This is a genomic window from Brevundimonas vesicularis (assembly GCF_027886425.1).
Classification (GTDB): Bacteria; Pseudomonadota; Alphaproteobacteria; order Caulobacterales; family Caulobacteraceae; genus Brevundimonas; species Brevundimonas vesicularis_C.
On sequence record NZ_CP115671.1, the window covers coordinates 477,496 to 496,281 of the forward strand.

At 67.4% G+C, this 18,786-nt stretch carries 16 protein-coding genes; 9 read left to right on the plus strand and 7 right to left on the minus strand.

Going from position 1 to position 18,786, the window contains the following annotated elements; genetic code table 11:
• Window positions 1-88: 88 nt before the first annotated feature.
• The 5 genes from PFY01_RS02295 to PFY01_RS02315 form a co-directional block, all read right to left on the minus strand.
• On the minus strand, window positions 89-1,984 hold the full coding sequence (locus tag PFY01_RS02295; protein WP_271042252.1) for a M2 family metallopeptidase: 1,896 nt from the start codon (window positions 1,982-1,984) through the stop codon (window positions 89-91).
• A 64-nt stretch (window positions 1,985-2,048) separates the two neighbouring features.
• Window positions 2,049-2,741, minus strand: a complete 693-nt coding sequence (gene mtgA, locus PFY01_RS02300) for a monofunctional biosynthetic peptidoglycan transglycosylase (protein ID WP_271042253.1) — start codon at window positions 2,739-2,741, stop codon at window positions 2,049-2,051.
• Window positions 2,741-3,706, minus strand: a complete 966-nt coding sequence (locus PFY01_RS02305; RefSeq protein ID WP_271043013.1) for a WD40 repeat domain-containing protein — start codon at window positions 3,704-3,706, stop codon at window positions 2,741-2,743. Before PFY01_RS02305 ends, mtgA begins: the two co-directional genes overlap by 1 nt.
• Before the next feature lie 49 nt (window positions 3,707-3,755).
• On the minus strand, window positions 3,756-4,694 hold the full coding sequence (locus PFY01_RS02310; RefSeq protein WP_271042254.1) for a pirin family protein: 939 nt from the start codon (window positions 4,692-4,694) through the stop codon (window positions 3,756-3,758).
• Between the two features lie 39 nt (window positions 4,695-4,733).
• Window positions 4,734-5,222, minus strand: coding sequence for an Lrp/AsnC family transcriptional regulator (locus PFY01_RS02315; protein ID WP_055754211.1), 489 nt, complete (start codon window positions 5,220-5,222; stop codon window positions 4,734-4,736).
• A gap of 161 nt (window positions 5,223-5,383) precedes the next feature.
• On the opposite strand from PFY01_RS02315, the gene PFY01_RS02320 reads away from it, so the two are divergent.
• From PFY01_RS02320 to lpdA, 5 genes are all read left to right on the plus strand, one after another.
• The gene (locus tag PFY01_RS02320; RefSeq protein WP_271042255.1) at window positions 5,384-6,619 is read left to right on the plus strand and encodes a thiamine pyrophosphate-dependent enzyme; all 1,236 of its coding nucleotides are present in this window, start codon (window positions 5,384-5,386) and stop codon (window positions 6,617-6,619) included.
• A gap of 59 nt (window positions 6,620-6,678) precedes the next feature.
• A complete protein-coding gene (locus tag PFY01_RS02325) occupies window positions 6,679-7,746 on the plus strand; it encodes an alpha-ketoacid dehydrogenase subunit beta (protein WP_363309573.1) in 1,068 nt (355 codons plus the stop codon).
• 1 nt (window position 7,747) lies between these two features.
• Window positions 7,748-9,424, plus strand: coding sequence for a 2-oxo acid dehydrogenase subunit E2 (locus PFY01_RS02330; RefSeq protein WP_271042257.1), 1,677 nt, complete (start codon window positions 7,748-7,750; stop codon window positions 9,422-9,424).
• Between the two features lie 67 nt (window positions 9,425-9,491).
• Entirely contained in the window at window positions 9,492-10,013 is a 522-nt protein-coding gene (locus PFY01_RS02335) for a hypothetical protein (protein ID WP_271042258.1), read from the plus strand.
• Window positions 10,010-11,407, plus strand: a complete 1,398-nt coding sequence (gene lpdA / locus PFY01_RS02340; protein ID WP_271042259.1) for a dihydrolipoyl dehydrogenase — start codon at window positions 10,010-10,012, stop codon at window positions 11,405-11,407. Before PFY01_RS02335 ends, lpdA begins: the two co-directional genes overlap by 4 nt.
• On the opposite strand, the gene PFY01_RS02345 is transcribed toward lpdA, so the two are convergent.
• Both PFY01_RS02345 and PFY01_RS02350 read right to left on the minus strand, forming a co-directional pair.
• A complete protein-coding gene (locus PFY01_RS02345; protein WP_271042260.1) occupies window positions 11,408-12,205 on the minus strand; it encodes an SDR family NAD(P)-dependent oxidoreductase in 798 nt (265 codons plus the stop codon).
• Window positions 12,206-12,212: 7 nt separating this feature from the next.
• The gene (locus PFY01_RS02350; protein ID WP_271042261.1) at window positions 12,213-12,683 is read right to left on the minus strand and encodes an Rrf2 family transcriptional regulator; all 471 of its coding nucleotides are present in this window, start codon (window positions 12,681-12,683) and stop codon (window positions 12,213-12,215) included.
• A gap of 168 nt (window positions 12,684-12,851) precedes the next feature.
• On the opposite strand from PFY01_RS02350, the gene PFY01_RS02355 reads away from it, so the two are divergent.
• From PFY01_RS02355 to PFY01_RS02370, 4 genes are read left to right on the plus strand one after another with little or no spacing between them, the layout of a single operon-like run.
• Window positions 12,852-14,828 carry a potassium transporter Kup gene (locus tag PFY01_RS02355; RefSeq protein ID WP_271042262.1) on the plus strand — a complete coding sequence of 659 codons (1,977 nt, stop codon included), beginning with the start codon at window positions 12,852-12,854 and terminating at the stop codon, window positions 14,826-14,828.
• Entirely contained in the window at window positions 14,825-16,213 is a 1,389-nt protein-coding gene (locus PFY01_RS02360; protein WP_420197039.1) for an RsmB/NOP family class I SAM-dependent RNA methyltransferase, read from the plus strand. Before PFY01_RS02355 ends, PFY01_RS02360 begins: the two co-directional genes overlap by 4 nt.
• 47 nt (window positions 16,214-16,260) lie before the next feature.
• Window positions 16,261-16,926, plus strand: a complete 666-nt coding sequence (gene rpe / locus PFY01_RS02365) for a ribulose-phosphate 3-epimerase (RefSeq protein ID WP_271042263.1) — start codon at window positions 16,261-16,263, stop codon at window positions 16,924-16,926.
• On the plus strand, window positions 16,923-18,770 hold the full coding sequence (locus PFY01_RS02370; RefSeq protein WP_271042264.1) for a heparinase II/III family protein: 1,848 nt from the start codon (window positions 16,923-16,925) through the stop codon (window positions 18,768-18,770). Before rpe ends, PFY01_RS02370 begins: the two co-directional genes overlap by 4 nt.
• Window positions 18,771-18,786: the final 16 nt, after the last annotated feature.

Here is an 18,786-nt window from a genome sequence, read left to right on the forward strand (position 1 = left end):
CCAAAGGACGCGGACCGCCCGATTAGCGCTCAGTCTGCCATCGGGCGGTTAAGGGAATTGTGAAGGGGACGGTTAACGCCGCCGCGGCTCAGGCGACGCTCCATCCGCACTGGTGACCCCTGTTCTGTTCCTGGAGCCAGACGTTCAGCGGGGCGAAATAGTCGGCGATGGCCGAGGCATCATTGCCGTCGTCACCGGTGAAGGCCTTCATCGCCTCCTGCCAGGGTTGGGACTGGCCCATCTGCAGCATGGCGTTGAAGCGGGCGCCGACCTCCTTGTTGCCATAGACGGAGCAGCGATGCAGCGGCCCGGTCCAGCCGGCCTGTTTGCAGGCCGCGCGCTGGAACTGGAACTGATAGATCGCCGCCAGGAAGTAGCGCGTATAGGGCGTGTTGCCGGGCACATGGTATTTCGCGCCCGGATCGAAGGCGTTGGCCGGACGCGGACCCGGCGGAACCAGGCCCTGGTACTGCAGCATATCTGCGGTCCAGGCGGTATTGTAGGCGGCCGGCGCCGTCTCGCCCGAGAAGACGTCCCAGCGCCAGCGGTCGACCATCAGGCCGAACGGCAGGAAGGCGATCTTGTCCAAGGCCATCTTGAGCAGGAAGGGAATATCCTCCTCCGCGCCCGGCGTGGCCTTCAACAGGCCGATCTGGTTCAGATAGGTGGGGGTCAGGGCCGACAGGCCGACGAAGTCGCCGATGGCCTCATGGAAGCCGTCGTTGGCGCCGTTCCGGAACAGCATCGGCTGGTTCTTGTAGGCGCGCTGATAGTAGTTGTGACCCAGCTCGTGGTGGACGGTGTAGAAGTCGTCGCCGTTGACGTTGGTGCACATCTTGATGCGGATGTCGTCGGCGTTGTCCAGGTCCCAGGCCGAGGCGTGACAGACGACTTCGCGGTCGCGTGGGCGGGTGATTTGGCTGCGTTCCCAGAAGGTCTGAGGCAGCGGATCAAGACCCAGCGAGACGTAGAAGCGCTCGCCCGTCTTGACCATTTTCGTCGCGTCGTAATCGGCGGCCTTGAGCAGTTCGGTGAGGTCGTAGCTGGAGGCGCCGCCGCTGGGCGGGGCGACGACGTCGTAGATGTTGCCCCACTGTTGGGACCACATATTGCCCAGCAGATCGGCGCGGATCGGGCCGTGGTCGGGCTGGACCGCGTCGCCGTATTTGGCGTTCAGCCTGGCGCGCACATAGCAGTGCAGGTTCTCGTAGAAGGGCTTCACCTGGGCCCACAGCCGATCGGTCTCGGCGGCGAAATCGTCGGCGGGCATGTCGTAGCCTGACCGCCACAGGGCGCCGGTGTCGGCGAAGCCCAACTCACGCGAGCCCTCATTGGCGATCTCGACCATGCGGGCGTAGTCGTCGCGCATGACCGGCGAGATGGTGCGCCAGCCTTCATAAAGCGCCTTGGTCTCGGCGGGATCGCGGCTGTCGGCCAGGATCAGCGAGGCTTCGTCCAGGGTGATCGGCTTGCCCTTGAAATCGAACTTGCCGGTCGAATAGGTCGAGTCCAGCCGCGTCGTGATCTGGGCCAATTCCTCGGCTGCGCCGGGACGATTGGGCGCGGGCAAGACCAGGCTGAGCCGCAGCAGGTTCAGCTTGCGGCGCACGACCGGATCGACCTGGACGTCGTTGAACTTGGCCGCCTGATTGGCCAGCTGGACCTGAAGCTCGGTCGCCTCGGCGTTGGCCTTGGACTCCAGCCACATCGTGTCGAAGGTGATGTTGGTGGCGCGCGCCCATTGGATGCGGGCGACATATTCGCTGACCTCGGCCCATTTGGTTTCGGCGTCGGCGATGAAGGCTGTCGCGCCCTCGGCGGTGATCGGATAGTCGCCGCGCATGCCGCTGACGGCCGGCGCAGGCGTCGTCGAGGCCGTCTGTTCGACGCCCGGGGCTGCGGCGGCGGGTTCGCTGGTGCTGGCGCAGCCGGCGGCGAAGGCGAGGGCGCAGACCGCGACGGCGGTCATCATCTGACGCTTCATGATGGATCTCCTGAACAGCGCGGGCAGGAGAGGTCAGGCCCGGTCGCCCGTCAAGCGTGACGGTTCAGCGGCCGACGACGCAGGTGTTCAGACCCGCGTTGCGCACCGTGCCCATGGCGGCCTGAACGCGCGCGGCGCGCCGACGCACATAGGGGCCGGGCGCGGCGGCCTCGTAACGGCGCGGGGCCGGCAGGATGGCGGCCAGACGCGCCGCCTCACGCGGGCTCAGGTCGCGGGCATCCTTGCCGAACCAGTGGCGCGACGCGGCCTGGGCGCCATAGACGCCAGGCGCCCATTCCACCACGTTCAGATAGACCTCCATGATCCGGCGCTTGGACCACACGGCCTCGATCAGGACGGTGTAGCCCGCCTCCAGACCTTTTCGGATCCAGTCGCGGCCGGGCCACAGGAAGACGTTCTTGGCCGTCTGCTGACTAATGGTCGATCCGCCGCGCAGGCGCCCGCCCTCGGCGTTATGATCCAGGGCCTTCTGGATCGCCTCCATGTCGAAGCCGTGGTGGCTGCAGAACCGGGCGTCCTCGGCGGCGATGGCCGCATTCACCAGATTGGGCGAGATCTGGTTCAGTCCGCGCCACTGATAGTCGATGCCGTCGCCCCTCGCGAGTTGGCGCAACATCAAGATGGTGGGGGGCGGCGGGACGATGGCGACGATCAGCACGCCCGCGACCGGGATCAGGGCCAGGATCAGAAGCGCGGTCAGCACCACGCGACGCCAGCTCTTGCGGCCCGTCGCCATCAGAGGATCAAGACCCCGGCGGCGCCGTCTTCGTCGGCCCAGGCCACCTTGTCGACGGCGGGGCTGAGCGACAGGGCGACGATGGCCGGCCCCTTCTCAGCCTTGACGAAATTCAGACCTTGGGCCGCCGGATGCGCGACCCAGACCCGACCGTCGGTCAGGCCGGCGGCCAGCAAACCCTGATCGGCGCGGGCCGAGACCAGATTGACCAGGGTCGTGTCGTCATAGCCGATCTCGGTCGCCTCGCGCCCCATCGGTCCGTTCGATCCGATGAAGGGCCATAGGACCGCGCCCTGCGCGCCTGAGGTCGCCATCAGCTGACCATTTGCCAAGAAGGCCATCGACCGCACCTTGCCCGGATAGCCGCCCATGCGCAGGTTCTTGGCGTCCTTGATGCGCCAGCCGTGCATCTGATTGTCCTGCATGGTCGTGACGACGAAGGCGCCGTCGGGCGAAAAGGCGACGCCGGTGTGCGACCCGGCCCAGGCCAGTTTCACGGGCTGCTGTTTCTCGATCCGCGCATACCACAGCGCCGCCCCGCCATAGGTCGAGGTGGCGATGCGCCGGCCCTTGGGCTCGAAGGCGACGCCGGAGACGGTGCGCTCGTGCTGGAAGTCGCGCCGGAAGCCGACCTCCTTGGGGTCGATCACCGACAGGGTGCGGCCGAAGGAAAAGGCGATCAGGCCCGAGGCCGGCGAGGCGTCGATGGCGTCGATCCACTGGTTCTTGGCCGTGGCCAGAACGACCGGATCCTCGTCTCGACGGGTCCAGACGACCTTGCCGTCATCGCCGCCTGTGACGATCCCGTTGCCGGACGGGTGAACGCAGGCGCACAGCACGGCGCCGTCGTGCGCCTCCACCCGCGTCCGGTCTTCGAACCGGATCGAGCCGTCGCCGAGGGCGAAGACAGCGCCGGTGTTGTCGAACAGGGCGGCGGTGACCTGGGCGTCGAAATCGAAGTTCATAGGCCGCATGTAGCGATCCGACCTCGTCGCGTCACCTTCTGCCTGCCCGCTAGACCGGATCGGTCGGCTTGGGCGTCACTGGCGCAGGCTCCGCCTGCGCCTTTGCGGGTTCGTCAGGCAGGGGGATGAACTCCAGATCGTCGGCGTTTGGCAGCATCATCCGGCCCGCCTTCCAATCGGCCTTGGCCTGATCGATGCGGGCCTGGCTGGAGGCGACGAAATTCCACCAGATCAGCCGTTCACCCACCGGCTCGCCGCCCAGGACCATGACGGTCGACTGGGTCAGGGCCTTGACCGTCGGCTCGGCCGTCGGCTCCAGCACAACCATCTGGCCCTCGTGGAAGGTGCGGTCGCCGACCTCGATCGAGCCCTTGGCCACATAGAGCGCGCGCTCGCTCATGCCTCCGGCCCCTTTGCCGGAAGGCGGGGCGGTGCGCACGCCGGGCTGAAGCTCCCAGTGGATGTAGAACAGCGGCGACGACACCGGGACGGCCGCCTTGGCGCCGTAAGCCTCACCGGCCACCAGTCGCGCGAACAGGCCGCCGTTCTCGTAAACCGGCTGCGCGTCCTCGCCCAGGTGGTGGAAGGCCGGGTCCATCTCCTCGGCCTCGTCGGGCAGGGCGACCCAGGCCTGCATGCCGTGCATCGGCCCGCCCTTGCTCTTCTTCAGCGGATCGGTGCGCTCGGAATGGACGATGCCCTTGCCGGCGGTCATCCAGTTGACCTCGCCCGGCCGGATCGCCTGATCGTAGCCGAGATTGTCGTGGTGCATGATCTCGCCCTCGAACAGATAGGTCAGGGTCGACAGGCCGATGTGCGGATGCGGTCGCACGTCGATGGCCGTGGCGCCCGGCGCGAACTCCGCCGGTCCCATCTGGTCCAGGAAGATGAAGGGCCCGACCATCCGGCGCGAATGGAAGGGCAGGACGCGCCCGACCTCGAACCCGCCCAGGTCCTTGCGGCGTGCGTCGATCACCAGTTCGATCATGTGTCGGCTCCCAAAGCGGCCCGCGCCGCCTGAGCGACGTTATCCGACGTGAGGCGTGATGATGCCAAGAGGCAGTGCGGTCACATTCTTCACGCCGCGCGTGACGATGTGGCTTTCGCAGTCCGAGACGATGCCCAGCGCCAGCAGCTTCTCGCGCAGGAACAGGTCGAAGGCGTGCATGTCCGAGGTGATGATGCGCAGCACATAGTCCTCGCGCCCCGTGATGGTGGCGCACTGGACCACTTCCGGCCATTTGGCCACGGCGGCCTCGAAGACATTGAGATTGTCGGCCGAGGGCAGCATCAGTTTGACGATGGCGTAGACCTCGAAGTCCAGGCCCAGCAGCTGCGCGTTCAGCAGGGTGACGCGCTTGGTGATCAGGCCGGAGTCTTCCAGCCGCTTGATCCGCCGCCAGCAGGGCGAGGCCGACAGTCCGACGCGATCGGCGACCTCTGCGACCGACAGCCCGGCGTCTTGTTGCAGGATATCCAGGATGCGGGCGTCGATGGGGTCGAGTTCGTCGGCCAATGCGTTTCTCCGATTATGATTATCGCGAAATAAAATACCCGATATCGGGATTGCGCAAGGTCAAATTGAGCGAGCACCTGCTTAAGCGGCGTGTTATCACACGTCCAGAGGAAACACGGACGGACCCCAGAACGGATATGGACGCCCGCATGAACGACAAAATGAACAAAAAGAATAGCCAGCCCCTGTCCTTGCGCGTGCCGGAGCCGTCCGGCCGTCCCGGCGATACGCCGGACTTCAGCCATCTGCAGATGGACCCTGCCGGTGTCGTCGAACGGCCCGAGGTCGGATCGACGCCCTATCAGATGCGCGATCTCGCCTTCCGCCTGATTCGCGTGCTGGACGATGAGGGCGCCGCGGTCGGTTCGTGGAACCCGCGCCTGGATCCCGAGACGATGCGCCGGGGGCTGAAGGCCATGATCCTGACGCGCGCCTTCGATGACCGGATGCACCGCGCCCACCGCCAGGGCAAGACCAGCTTCTATATGAAGTGCACCGGCGAAGAGGCCATCGCGGTCGCCCAGGGCATGATCCTGAGCCGCGAGGATATGGGCTTCCCCACCTATCGCCAGCAGGGGCTTTTGATCGCGCGCGGCTATCCGCTGGTCGCGATGATGAACCAGATCTATTCGAACGCCGAAGATCCGATCAAAGGCCGCCAGCTGCCGATCATGTATTCGGCCAAGGACTACGGCTTCTTTACGATCAGCGGCAATCTGGGCACCCAGGTCCCGCAGGCCGTCGGCTGGGCCATGGCCAGCGCCTACAAGGGCGACGACAAGATCGCCATCAGCTGGATCGGCGACGGCGCCACGGCAGAAGGCGATTTCCACAACGCCCTGACCTTCGCCTCCGTCTATCGCGCCCCGGTCATCCTGAACGTCGTCAACAACCAGTGGGCCATCAGCTCCTTCCAGGGCATCGCCGGCGGGCTTGAGACCACCTTCGCCTCAAAGGCCATCGGCTATGGCCTTCCGGCCTTGCGAGTGGACGGCAACGACTTCCTGGCGGTCTGGGCGGCGACCCAGTGGGCCGAGGAAAGGGCGCGGTCGAACCAGGGGGCGACGGTGATCGAGCTGTTCACCTATCGCGGCGCCCCGCACTCGACCTCCGACGACCCCAGCCGCTATCGCCCCGGCGACGAGCATGAGAACTGGCCGCTGGGCGATCCGATCGAACGTCTGCGCCAGCATCTGACCGTCATCGGCGAATGGGACGACGAACGTCACGCCGCCGCGCTGAAGGACGCCGTCGAACAGGTCCGCGCCGCCGGCAAGGAATCCGAAGCCATCGGCACCTTGGGCCAGTCGCGCCCCAGCGTGAAGACGATGTTTGAAGAGGTCTATGCGACCGAAGACTGGCGCCTGATCGAACAGCGCCGCGAGGTGGGGGTCTGACCATGAGCGAGCAAACCACCTTCACCGAAGCCGATCGCAACGACGGCGTCGAGCCCGACATGGTCGACCAGAACGCCGCCCCCGCCTCGGAAGCGACGGGCGCGGGCGTGGTCCCCATGAACATGATCCAGGCGCTGAACTCGGCCATCGACGTCAAGATGGCCGAAGACGCCAACGTCCTGTCGTTCGGCGAGGACGCCGGCTATTTCGGCGGCGTCTTCCGCGTCACCGACAAGCTGCAGCAGAAGCACGGCCTGACCCGCAGCTTCGACGCCCCGATCTCGGAATGCGGCATCGTCGCGGCCGCCATCGGCATGGGCGCCTATGGTCTGCGTCCCGTCGTCGAAATCCAGTTCGCCGACTACATCTATCCAGCCTACGATCAGATCGTCTCCGAGGCGGCCAAGATGCGCTACCGCTCGGGCGGTCAGTTCACCTCGCCGATCACGGTGCGCAGCCCTTACGGCGGCGGCATCTTCGGCGGTCAGACCCACAGCCAGTCCCCTGAAAGCCTGTTCACCCATATCGCGGGCCTGAAGGTCGTCATTCCGTCCAACCCCTATGACGCCAAGGGCCTGCTGACCGCCGCCATCGAGGATGACGATCCGGTCGTCTTCTTCGAGCCGAAACGCCTCTACAACGGCCCATTCGACGGCTGGCACGAGAAGCCGGTCAGCCCGTGGAAGTCGCAAGAATTGGCCCAGGTCCCGACCGGCAAATATGTCGAGCCGATCGGCAAGGCGCGTGTGATGCGCGAAGGAAACGACGTCACTATCCTGGCCTATGGGACCATGGTCTGGGTCGCCCTGGCCGGGGCGGAGCACGCGGGCGTGGACGCCGAGGTCATCGACCTGCGCTCGCTTGTGCCGCTGGACATCGAAGCCATCGAGGCCTCGGTGAAGAAGACCGGCCGCTGCGTCATCGTGCATGAGGCGCCCAAGACCTCGGGCTTCGGCGGCGAGCTGTCGGCCCTGGTGCAGGAGCGCTGCTTCTATTCGTTGGAGGCGCCGATCGCGCGCGTCACCGGTTGGGACACGCCCTATCCGCACGCTTTCGAATGGGAATATTTCCCCGGGCCGCAACGGGTCGCAGACGCCTTGAAGAGCGTCATGACGGGAGGTCGATAGGATGGGTCGTTTCGTCTTCAAACTGCCCGACGTGGGCGAAGGCACCGCCGAGGCCGAACTGGTCGGATGGCACGTCAAGGTCGGCGATGTCGTCGCCGAGGACCAGATCGTCGCCGACGTCATGACCGACAAGGCCACGGTCGAGATCACCGCCCCGGTCAGCGGCAAGGTCGTCGCCCTGCACGGCGAACCCGGCGCCATGGTGCCGGTGCGCGGTCCTCTGGTGGAGTTCGAGGTCGAGGGGGCGGGCAATGCCGATGACGCCCCGACGCCTGCCGCCCCTGCCGTCGCCAAACCGGACCCCGCGCCCGTGGTCGCCGAAGCGCCGAAGGTTGAGACGCCGGCAGCCCCCGCTGTCGAGGCGCCGACATCCGGCAACTATGTCTTCAAACTGCCTGACGTCGGTGAAGGCACAGCCGAGGCCGAGCTGGTCGGCTGGCACGTCAAGGTCGGGGATGCGGTCGAGGAAGACCAGATCATCGCCGATATCATGACCGACAAGGCCACGGTCGAAATCACCTCGCCGGTCGCCGGAACGGTCGTCGCCCTATACGGCGAGGCGGGCAAGTCGGTGCCGGTCGGCGGGCCTCTGGTGGCGTTCGACGTCGAGGGTCGGGGCAATGTCTCGACGCCGGCTTCAGCTTCGGCCCCCTCCACCGCTTCGCGGTCCCCTTCCCCCGATGGGGGAGGATCGAAAGCGGCGCCCGCACCGAAATCTCCCCCGCCGGGGGAGCACCCGCGCAGCGGGGGAGGGGGCAAGCCTGTTCCCGCCCTGACCGGACGTGCGCCCGGCGAACGCCCGTCGGCCTCGCCGGCCGTGCGCAATCGTGCGCGGGATCTGGGCGTCGATCTGACCTTCGTGCCCGGTTCCGGCCCGGCGGGTCGGATCACGCACGAGGATCTGGACGGCTTTATCGCGCGCGGCGGTTCGCAACCCGCATCGGCGCCGTCCGGCGGCGGCTCGACCTATGCGAAGGCGCAAGGGACGACCGAGGTCAAGATCATCGGCCTGCGCCGCAAGATTGCGGAGAAGATGGCCGAGAGCGTGCGCCGCATTCCCCACATCACCTATGTCGAGGAAATCGACATGACGGCGGTGGAGGAGCTGCGCGCTCACCTGAACGCGACGAAGTCCAAGGACCAGCCCAAGCTGAACGTCCTGCCCTTTATCGCCCGCGCCATCGTGGTCGCCCTGCGCGACCAGCCCCAGATCAACGCCACCTATGACGACGAAGCCGGCATCCTGACCCAGCACGCCCCGGTCCATCTGGGCATCGCCGCCCAGACGCCGAACGGCCTGATGGTGCCGGTGGTGCGACACGCCGAGGCGCGCGACCCCTACGATACGGCGCTGGAAATCGCGCGTGTGTCGGGGGCGGCCAAGGACGGGTCGGCCAAGCGCGAGGAACTGTCGGGTTCGACCATCACCATCACCTCGCTGGGCACGCTGGGCGGGGTGGTCCATACCCCGATCATCAACCACCCCGAGGTCGCCATCGTCGGTCCCAACAAGATCGCCGAACGGGTCGTGGTCAAGGACGGCCAGATGGTCGTACGCAAGATGATGAACCTGTCGTCCAGCTTCGATCACCGCATCGTCGACGGACACGACGCGGCGGTGTTCGTGCAGCGGATCAAGGGGCTTCTGGAGAACCCGGCGACGCTGTGGATGGGGTGATGCCCATTTCCTAAGCGGGAAAGCGAGGTCCGCCCGCGTCTATGGCTATCACCTCGAAATCGGCGCCATGGCTCTTGATGATCCTCTTTCCTCGCCGAGAGAGGATCATCGGGATTGGAAGGGTAATGTGATGCGGCAAATCAAAGTCAAAGCGCTGACCTTCGGCGCCAGCCTGCTAGCAGCCGTCGGCGTCGTCGCCTCGTCCGCTAACGCCTGCGTTCCCGAGCCGCCGCCGGCTTGGTCGTTTCTGCTACGGACCGATGGGCCGGCGCTGTTCATCGGGCGCGTGACGACCGTGGAGCGTTTGGCTGAACCCAGCCGGACGCCGACCATCGAGGTCATTCAATCCAAGGCGACCATCGCCAGAATGGAAACGCTTCAAGGCGCGCCGCAAGAGACATACACCCTGACCGCTGCAGAAACCGCCCGTCCGTTGGGCGGCTATCAAGGCATGATTTGCGTCGATTTTCAGCGCGTCAAACCCGGCGACGTCGTACTGGCCATGGAAACCCAGACCGGCGCGGTCCGTGTTTTCGAGCCCCAGCAAGTTCCTCCGCAGTTCAGCACCCGCCTTGAGGCCTATCGTTGACCCAGACCCTGAAAACCAAAGTCCTGATCATCGGGGCGGGCACCGGCGGCTATGTCGCCGGCATTCGCTGCGGCCAGCTGGGCCTCGACACCGTGCTGGTGGACGGCGGCGACGGGCTGGGCGGCACCTGCCTGAACGTCGGCTGTATTCCGTCCAAGGCCATCATCCATGCGGCGGGCAAGTTCGAGACGGTGGCCAAGGCGGCCGGCGGCGGGATGCTGGGCATCACGGCGGCGGCGCCGGCCATCGACCTGTCGCAGACGGTCGAATGGAAGGACGGCATCGTCCGTAAGCTGAACGCCGGCGTCGCGGCCCTGCTGAAGAAGGCCAAGGTCAAGGTCATCAAGGGCTGGGCCGAGTTCGCCGACGCCAAGACCTGCGTGGTGAAGACCGACGAAGGCGACATCCGTATCACTGCCGAACACGTCATCCTGGCGACGGGGTCCGAGCCGGTTGAACTGCCCTTCCTGCCGTTCGGCGGCGACGTCATTTCCTCGACCGAGGCGCTGAGCCTGTCAGAGGTCCCCAAGAAGCTGGTCGTCGTCGGCGGCGGCTATATCGGCCTGGAACTGGGCATCGCCTATCGCAAGCTGGGCGCCGAGGTGGCCATCGTCGAAATGGCCGACCGCATCCTGCCGCTCTACGACAAGGCTCTGACCGATCCGGTCGCCAAGTGGCTGGAGAAGCACGGGGTCGAACTGCATCTGGGCGCACGCGCCGGGGGCTTCGGCGACGGTAAGCTGTCGATCACGACGAAGGACGGCGAGCCGCTGCAACTGGATGCCGACAAGGTGCTGGTCACGGTTGGCCGGCGTCCGCGTACGCAGGGCTGGGGTCTGGAGAACATGGGCGTGGCCATGGCTGGCCCGTTCGTGAAGATCGACCAGCGCTGCGCCACCAGCATGAAGAACGTCTGGGCGGTCGGCGACCTGACCGGCGAACCCATGCTGGCGCACAAAGGCTCGGCCCAGGGCGAGGTGGTCGCCGAAATCATCGCCGGCCACGACCGCATCTTCGATCCCGTCACCATCGCCGCCGTCTGTTTCACCGAGCCGGAGATCGTTTCGGCCGGTCTGGGCCCGAACGAGGTCGCGGGCCGTGACGATGTGATCCAGTCGGTCTTCCCCTTCGCCGCTATCGGTCGCGCCCTGGCCATCGAGGCGGGCGAGGACGGCGGCTTCGTGCGGGTGATCGCGTCCAAGACCGACCACCGCATCCTGGGCATCCAGGCGGTGGGCCAGCATGTGTCGGAACTCTCCAACAGCTTCGCCCAGATGCTGGAGATGGGCGCAGTGCTGGAAGACATCGCCGGGACGATTCACGTCCACCCGACGCTGGGCGAAGCCTTCCATGAGGCCAGCCTGCGCGTCCTCGGGCACGCCATCCACATCTGATCAGATCCGGTCCAGCCGCTTCGCGTGGTTCGCCACCATGCGGAGCGCCAGGCCATCGGGCAGGAAGCGAGCCAGTCCGGCCATGACATTGTTCATGACGCCGGGTGTGACGCTGGGACGGTTGGCCTCGCAGGCGTCATGGCCGATGCGCGCCACGCGCGCGGCGTCCATCCACATCCAGGCCGGATAGGCGATGGAGACCTGCTCGCGCGAACCGTTGACGTCGTGGAATTCTGTCAGGGTGTAGCCGGGGTTCAGCACCGTCACGTGAACGCCGGTTCCCTGCGTCTCCAGATGCAAGCCCTGCGAGGCCTTAATTAGGAAGCTCTTGATCGGCCCGTACAGGGTGTCGCCGCCGGTCGCGGGGATCTGGCCGGCCAGCGAGGCGACGTTCAGCACTCGGCCGAAGCCGCGCTGGATCATGCCAGGCAGCAACAGGCGCGACAGCTCGACCGGCGCGGTCAGCATGACCTGGATCATGGCGCGGTGGGCGCTCAGGTCGGTGTCCAGAAAGCCGGTGACCCGACTGAAACCCGCATTGTTGACCAGGCCGTCGACGGTCAGGCCGCGGGCCTCGATGGTCGCGACCAGCCGCTCGGGCGCCGCGGGGTCGGACAGGTCTTCGGGGATCACGGTCGCGGTCACGCCGTGGGCGGCGGTCAGGTCGTCGGCTAGGGCCTGCAACGGGGCTTGGCGACGCGCCGTCAGAATCACATTCCAACCCTCGGCCACATAGATCCGGGCCAGGGCCGCGCCGATGCCGGCGGAGGCGCCGGTGATCAGAACGGTTCGGTTCACGGCGCGATCAGGCCGCGACGGGGCAGGACTTGTGCGGCGCAAAGGCCGCTAGCGAGATCGGGTTCTCGGCCAGAAGGTCGGCGATGGTGACCTTGGACAAAGCCTCGGTCGCGGCCTCGTCGGCGGCGGTCAGGGCCTTGGCGACCTGGCGCGGGATATGTTCGCTGATCGGACAACCCTTGGCGCCGGCGGGGGGCGAACCGATGTGGGCGCAGCCGTTCACCGCCTTCAGCACCTGATCCAGCCGAATGTCCTCAGGCTGCCGCAATAGCCAGGAGCCGCCGGTCGCGCCCGGACGGGTGGCGATCAGTCCAGCCTTGGCGAGAAGGGCGGTCACGCGGCGCACCACGACGGGATTGGTCGGGATCGAGGACGCCAGCACGCCGCTGGGCATCGCCTGCGCAGGCCCGAATGCGCCCTTGTGGGCCATATAGGCCAGGGCGTGGGCGGCGACGGGGAAGCGTTGGCTGTCTGACATGGTTCTGTTCCTGATGCGAAAATAGGCGTTCAGGGGCCGAATCACAAATCGCGCCGCAGAACGCCGAAACCGAATCCGCTGCGGCGCGATTGAAGACCGCGTGGAATGGGCCTAAAGGCTCGCCGCTTTGAAGGGACCGACGCCGCGTCGGAGACCCGGAGGATACGCATGGCCGGGGACACTCCCCACGACGCGAGCGCTCCCTCGCCCGCGTCGAACACGCCGGACAAGCCCACCCACGCCACGGGTCCGGAATCCCACATCCCGGGCGGCCAGGCCGCCAAGCACGGCGGCTTCTGGGCCCTGACCATCGGCGCGATCGGCGTGGTGTTCGGCGACATCGGCACCAGTCCGCTTTACGCCCTGCGTGAGGCGATCGACCATGCGCGCTCCGGCGTCGGGGGCGATCTGGCCGTGATCGGCGTCGTGTCGTTGGCGTTTTGGGCGCTGATGGTGGTGGTGACGTTCAAATACGTCTTCTTCCTGATGCGCGCCGACAACAAGGGCGAGGGCGGCACCCTGTCGCTGATGGCCCTGGCCCAGTTCGCGGTCGGTCGGCGCAGCGCCTGGATCTTCATTCTGGGCGTTTGCGGCGCGGCCCTATTCTATGGCGACGGCATCATCACGCCCGCCATCTCGGTCCTGTCCGCCGTCGAAGGCCTGCAGGACGCGCCGGGTCTGGCCGGGCGGCTGGATTCCTTCATCGTGCCGATCTCGGCCGGCATCCTGATCGCTCTGTTCCTGGTCCAGTCACGCGGCACGGCCAGCCTGGCCAAATATTTCGGCCCGATCACCGCCGTCTGGTTCCTGAGCCTGGGGGCCCTGGGCCTGTATCATATCTTCGACGACGTCAGCGTGCTGCGGGCCCTGTCGCCCCACTATGGCGTCATGCTTCTGCTCAACGATGGCTTCCTGGGCTTCGTGATCCTGGGCAGCGTCTTCCTGGCCGTGACGGGGGCCGAGGCCCTCTATGCCGACATGGGCCATTTTGGAAAGGCGCCGATCCGCATGGGCTGGCTGGCCTTCGTCCTGCCGTGCCTGACGCTGAACTATCTGGGCCAGGGCGCCCTGATCTTGGACAATCCGGCCGCGTCCGAGAACCCGTTCTGGAACATGGTGCCGCAGTTCGCCTATTGGCCGATGCTGATCCTGGCGACCGCCGCGACCGTCATCGCCTCTCAGGCGGTGATCACCGGCGCCTTCTCGGTGACGCAACAGGCGGTGCAGCTGGGCCTCCTGCCGCGCATCGACATCAAGAACACGTCCGAAACCCAGGCCGGTCAGATCTTCGTGCCGGCGGTCAACACCTTCCTGATGATCGGGGTGCTGGTGCTGCTGGTCGTGTTCCAGAGCTCGCATAACCTGACCGCCGCCTATGGCGTGGCGGTGACCGGCACCATGCTGGTCAATACGCTGATGGCCTATTCGGTCATCCGAAAGGGCTGGAAGTGGCCGATGTGGGCGGTGGCGGGGACCCTCATTCCGTTCGCCTTCATCGACAGCGTCTTCCTGACCTCCAACCTGCTGAAGATTCCGGACGGGGCCTGGATGCCGCTGGTGCTGGGCGCCCTGCTGGTCGTGGTGATGTGGACCTGGGTGCGGGGGACGCAGATTCTGACGACCAAGACGCGCAAGGACAGCCTGCCGCTGAACGATCTGATCGAGATGCTTCAGGCCCGTCCGCCGCACCGTGCGCCGGGCATGGCCATCTTCCTGACCTCGGATCCCGATGTCGCCCCGGTCGCCCTGATGCACAATCTCAAGCACAACAAGGTGCTGCACGAGAAGAACGTCATCCTGACCGTGCGCACCTCCGAGCGCCCGCGCGTCAAGGAGGCCGACCGGGTGCGGATGGAGCCGATCAACGACGACTTCAAGAAGGTCACGGTCACCTACGGCTTCATGGAGACGCCGAACGTGCCGCGCGCGTTGGGCCTGTGCCGCAAACAGGGGCTGAAGTTCGACATCATGTCGACCAGTTTCTTCCTGGGCCGACGTTCTCTGATCCCGTCGGCGCGTCAGGGCATGCCGCTGTGGCAGGACAAGCTGTTCATCTTCCTGATGCGCAACGCCGCCAATCCGACGGACTTCTTCCACATCCCGCCCGGCCGCGTGGTCGAGCTGGGCGCACAGGTGGCTGTATGAGCACCGAGGGACGGGGAGGGCAGAGCTCGCAGGCGCGCGGCCGTCGCATGGCCACCAAGGGCCGCCCGCGCCCGGCCTCGGCCGAGGCCGATCAAGGTCCGTCGCAGGACGACATCGGCGTGGAGGCCCGCGTCGTCGCCGGCATCCTGCTGAACGCCGCGCTGGAGAAGCGCAACGGGCTGGACGAAGCCCTGTCTCAGCCCGCCGCACGCGCGCTGGAGCCGGTGGACCGCGCCTTCGCCCGCGCCGTGGCCATGGCGGCCCTGCGTCGCCTTGGTGAGATCGACCAGATTCTGGATCGCCGCCTGAAGAAGTCTCCGCCCGAGGCCGTGCGCACCCTGATGCGCATCGCCCTGGCCCAGACTCTGGTGCTGGAAACGCCCGCTTTCGCCGCCGTCTCGACGGCGGTGAAACTGGCCGAGCGCGATCCCAAGACCCGACCCTACAAGAATCTGGTCAATGCGGTGCTGCGCGGGGTTGGGCGCGAAGGTCCCGGCCTGACGACGGCCGAAAGCAATCTGCCGGACTGGATCGCGGCGCGCTGGAAGGCGACCTATGGCGAGGCCGCCCTAGCGGGTCTGGCCTTGGCCGCGCGCGAAGAACCCGCGACCGATCTCAGCCTGAAGCCGGGCGTGGATCCCGCCGCCGTGGCTGCCGCTGTCGATGGCGAGGTGCTGACCGGCGGTACGGTCCGCACCGGCCGTCGCGGCGATGTGGCCGGATGGCCCGGTTTCGAGGACGGCGACTGGTGGGTCCAGGACGCGGCCGCCGCCATGCCCGGCCGGCTGCTGGATGTGAAGCCCAGCGAGACGGCGCTCGACATGTGCGCCGCGCCTGGAGGCAAGACGCTGCAACTGGCGGCCGCCGGCGCCACGGTCGTCGCGCTCGACCGTTCGGCCCCGCGTCTGAAACGCCTGACGCAGAATCTCGAGCGGACCGGCCTCACGGCTGAAGTGGTCGCCGTTCCGGCCGAGGACTGGGAGGACGCCCGCACCTTCGACGCCGTCCTGCTGGACGCGCCCTGCACCGCGACGGGCACCTTCCGCCGCAATCCCGAAGTCCTGCGCGCCACCAAACCGGCAGAGGTCGCCAAATTGGCGGACGTTCAGCACCGCCTGCTCGATGCCGCCGCCGAGCGCGTGAAGCCGGGCGGCCGTCTGGTCTATTGCACCTGCTCGCTGGAGCGTGAGGAGGGCGAGACCCAGATCATCGCCTTCCTGCGTCGCAACCCCGGGTTCCGCACTGTCGCCGCCGATCCGGCCGCGGTCGGCGCCCCGCCCGAGGCGCTGACGCCCGAAGGCTGGCTGCGCATCCTGCCCTCCATGTGGGCCGAACACGGCGGACTGGACGGCTTCTTCGCGGCAAGGCTGGAACGGGTGTCCTGAGCGGGAGCGCCTTGCTCCCGCCCGCAACCCGCCTTATCCGGAAGGCCATGGCCGTTACTCCTCTGATCTGCCCGTCGATCCTCGCCAGCGATTTCGCGCGGCTGGGTGAAGAAGTCCGCGCGCTTGAGGCGGCGGGCGCCGACTGGATCCACGTCGATGTGATGGACGGGCATTTCGTGCCGAACATCACGCTCGGCCCCGACATCGTGAAGGCGATCCGGCCGCACACGACCTTGCCGTTCGACGTGCACCTGATGGTCGCGCCGGTCGATCCTTGGCTGGAGGCGTTCCGCGAAGCAGGCGCCGATGTCCTGACCGTCCATCCTGAGAGCGGGCCGCATCTGCACCGCACCTTGGGTCGCATTCGTCAGCTGGGCGCCAAGGCGGGCGTGGTGTTCAATCCGGCGACGCCGCTGTCGATCTTGGAAGAGGTGGTCGATCTGGTCGATCTGGTGCTGATCATGTCGGTCAATCCGGGCTTTGGCGGTCAGAAATTTATCGACAGTTCGCTGAAGAAGATCGCGGGCGCGCGAGCCATTCTCGACCGCGCCGGTTCGTCGGCTCACCTTCAGGTGGATGGCGGCGTGACCTCCGCCAACGCCGCCGCCTGCGTCGCCGCCGGCGCCGATGCGCTGGTCGCCGGGTCATTCGTTTTCAAGGGCGACTACGCGGCCAATATCGCCGCTCTGAAAGCCGCGCCGGCCTCCGCATGAGCCCGCTCGGCCCCTTCGCCCCGCGGGGCCAGGAAACGACGCTGGACGTCGCCTCGGGTCAGATTCCCGGCCTGCCTGGCGCGCCGGTGCGCACGCCCGTGCGGTCGGGCGACACGATCGCCGGACCCGGCCTGTGGCCCGCCATCGCCGGACGGTTGGCGACGCGGCAGCTGTGGATCGAGCTTTACGGCCTGCCCGGTTACGGCCTGACGCTGGGGTCGCCGCTGGGCGGAGGCAAGGTGACCGCTTTCGCCGCCACGCCGCGCGATTTCCGCCCGCATGATCCGGCGCCGGGGCGCAATGTCCTGGCCGGACGTTTCATGCTGGCCGGCGCCTCGATGGAGGTCGAGCCGCCGTCCGATCCGTGGAACAGGCCCAGCCCCTCGCGGCCCTTTGCGGTCGAGCTTCACGCCTTCGCCTGGCTGCCGGGGCTGATGGCTCAAGGGGACCGTGGCGCGCGCGAGGCGCTGCGTCTGACCCTGGCCTGGGCCGACGCCTTCGCACGATGGTCGCCCTTCGCCTGGGGGCCGGAAATCCTGGCGCGGCGGGTCGTCAATCTGGCGTGCGGCGCACGGCGGATGGGCGCCGTCGCGACCGAGGCTGAGCGGCTGAGACTGGCTGACAGTCTGGCGCGCCAGACCCGGCAACTGCTGCGTCCGCCCGGCGGTCTGGCCAGCCGGGCCGAGCGGTTGACGGCGGCGGCCATCGGCGGCTGCGTGCTGGCGGGGGCGCCAGGGCAGACCTTGCGTCGCCACGCGCTGTCGCGGCTGGACGGCGCCCTTAAGACCACGGTTCAGGCCGACGGCGGCCACGCTTCGCGCAGTCCCGAGGCGGGGCTTGAGCTGCTGCTCGACCTGCTGACGCTGGACGACGCCCTGTCGCAAGTGTCCGAACCGACGCCCGAGAGCGTCTCGGCCGCCATCACCCGGCTGACGGAAGGCCTACGCCTGCTGACCTTGCCCGACGGTCGTCTGGCCAGCTTCCAGGGCGGCGGTCCCTCCACCTTCGAACGCGTCGCCGCCGCCCGCGCTCACGACGACGAAGCGACGGCCAGGAGCGACGACGCGCCTGCAGCGACCGGTGCGGTCGCCGGCCTGACGCGCATCGCCAGCCCCCTGCTGACCATCATCGCCGACACCGCTCCGCCGGCGCGCGACGCCTGGGGGGCGGCCGCCTGCGCCCAGCCGCTGGCGCTAGAGATCGCCTGCGGCAAGGATCGTCTGGTGACCGGCTCGGGCTGGACGCCGGCCTCCACCGACCGCCAGGCCCTGCGCCTAACGCCGGCCCATTCGACCCTGACCTTGGGCGAACGATCGCTGAACGAACCGCTCGGCGGCTGGAAGGGCGATCTGTTGGGCCCGCGCCTGGTCGGACCGCCGATCCATGTGACCACCGACCTGCGCGACGGCGACGGCGCCGTCTGGCTGGAGATGGAACACGACGGCTGGAATGAGTTGTTCGGCCTGAACCATCAACGCCGGCTCTATCTGGACCAGCGGCTGGACGAGCTGCGGGCGGAAGAAAAGCTCTTCCCCACGCCCGGCCGCAAGGAGATGGTGCGCCAGATCGCGGCGCCCTACGCCATCCGCTTCCATCTGGAGCCGGGGGTCCAGGCCTCTCTGGCGCGCGACCGGCGGTCGATCCTGCTGCGCGGCGCCTCGGGTCGGGGCTGGTGGTTCAGGACCGACGGTCCGGACGTGGCCATCGAGCCCAGCGTCCATATCGACGCCGGGCTGACCCGTCGTTCGCTGCAGATCGTGGTGCGCGGCTCGGCTCGCACCGACAGCGAGACCAAGATCCGCTGGAAGCTGAGCCCGGCCGGCGCAAGCGGCGAACCGACCTGACGCGAAAGCCTGATTC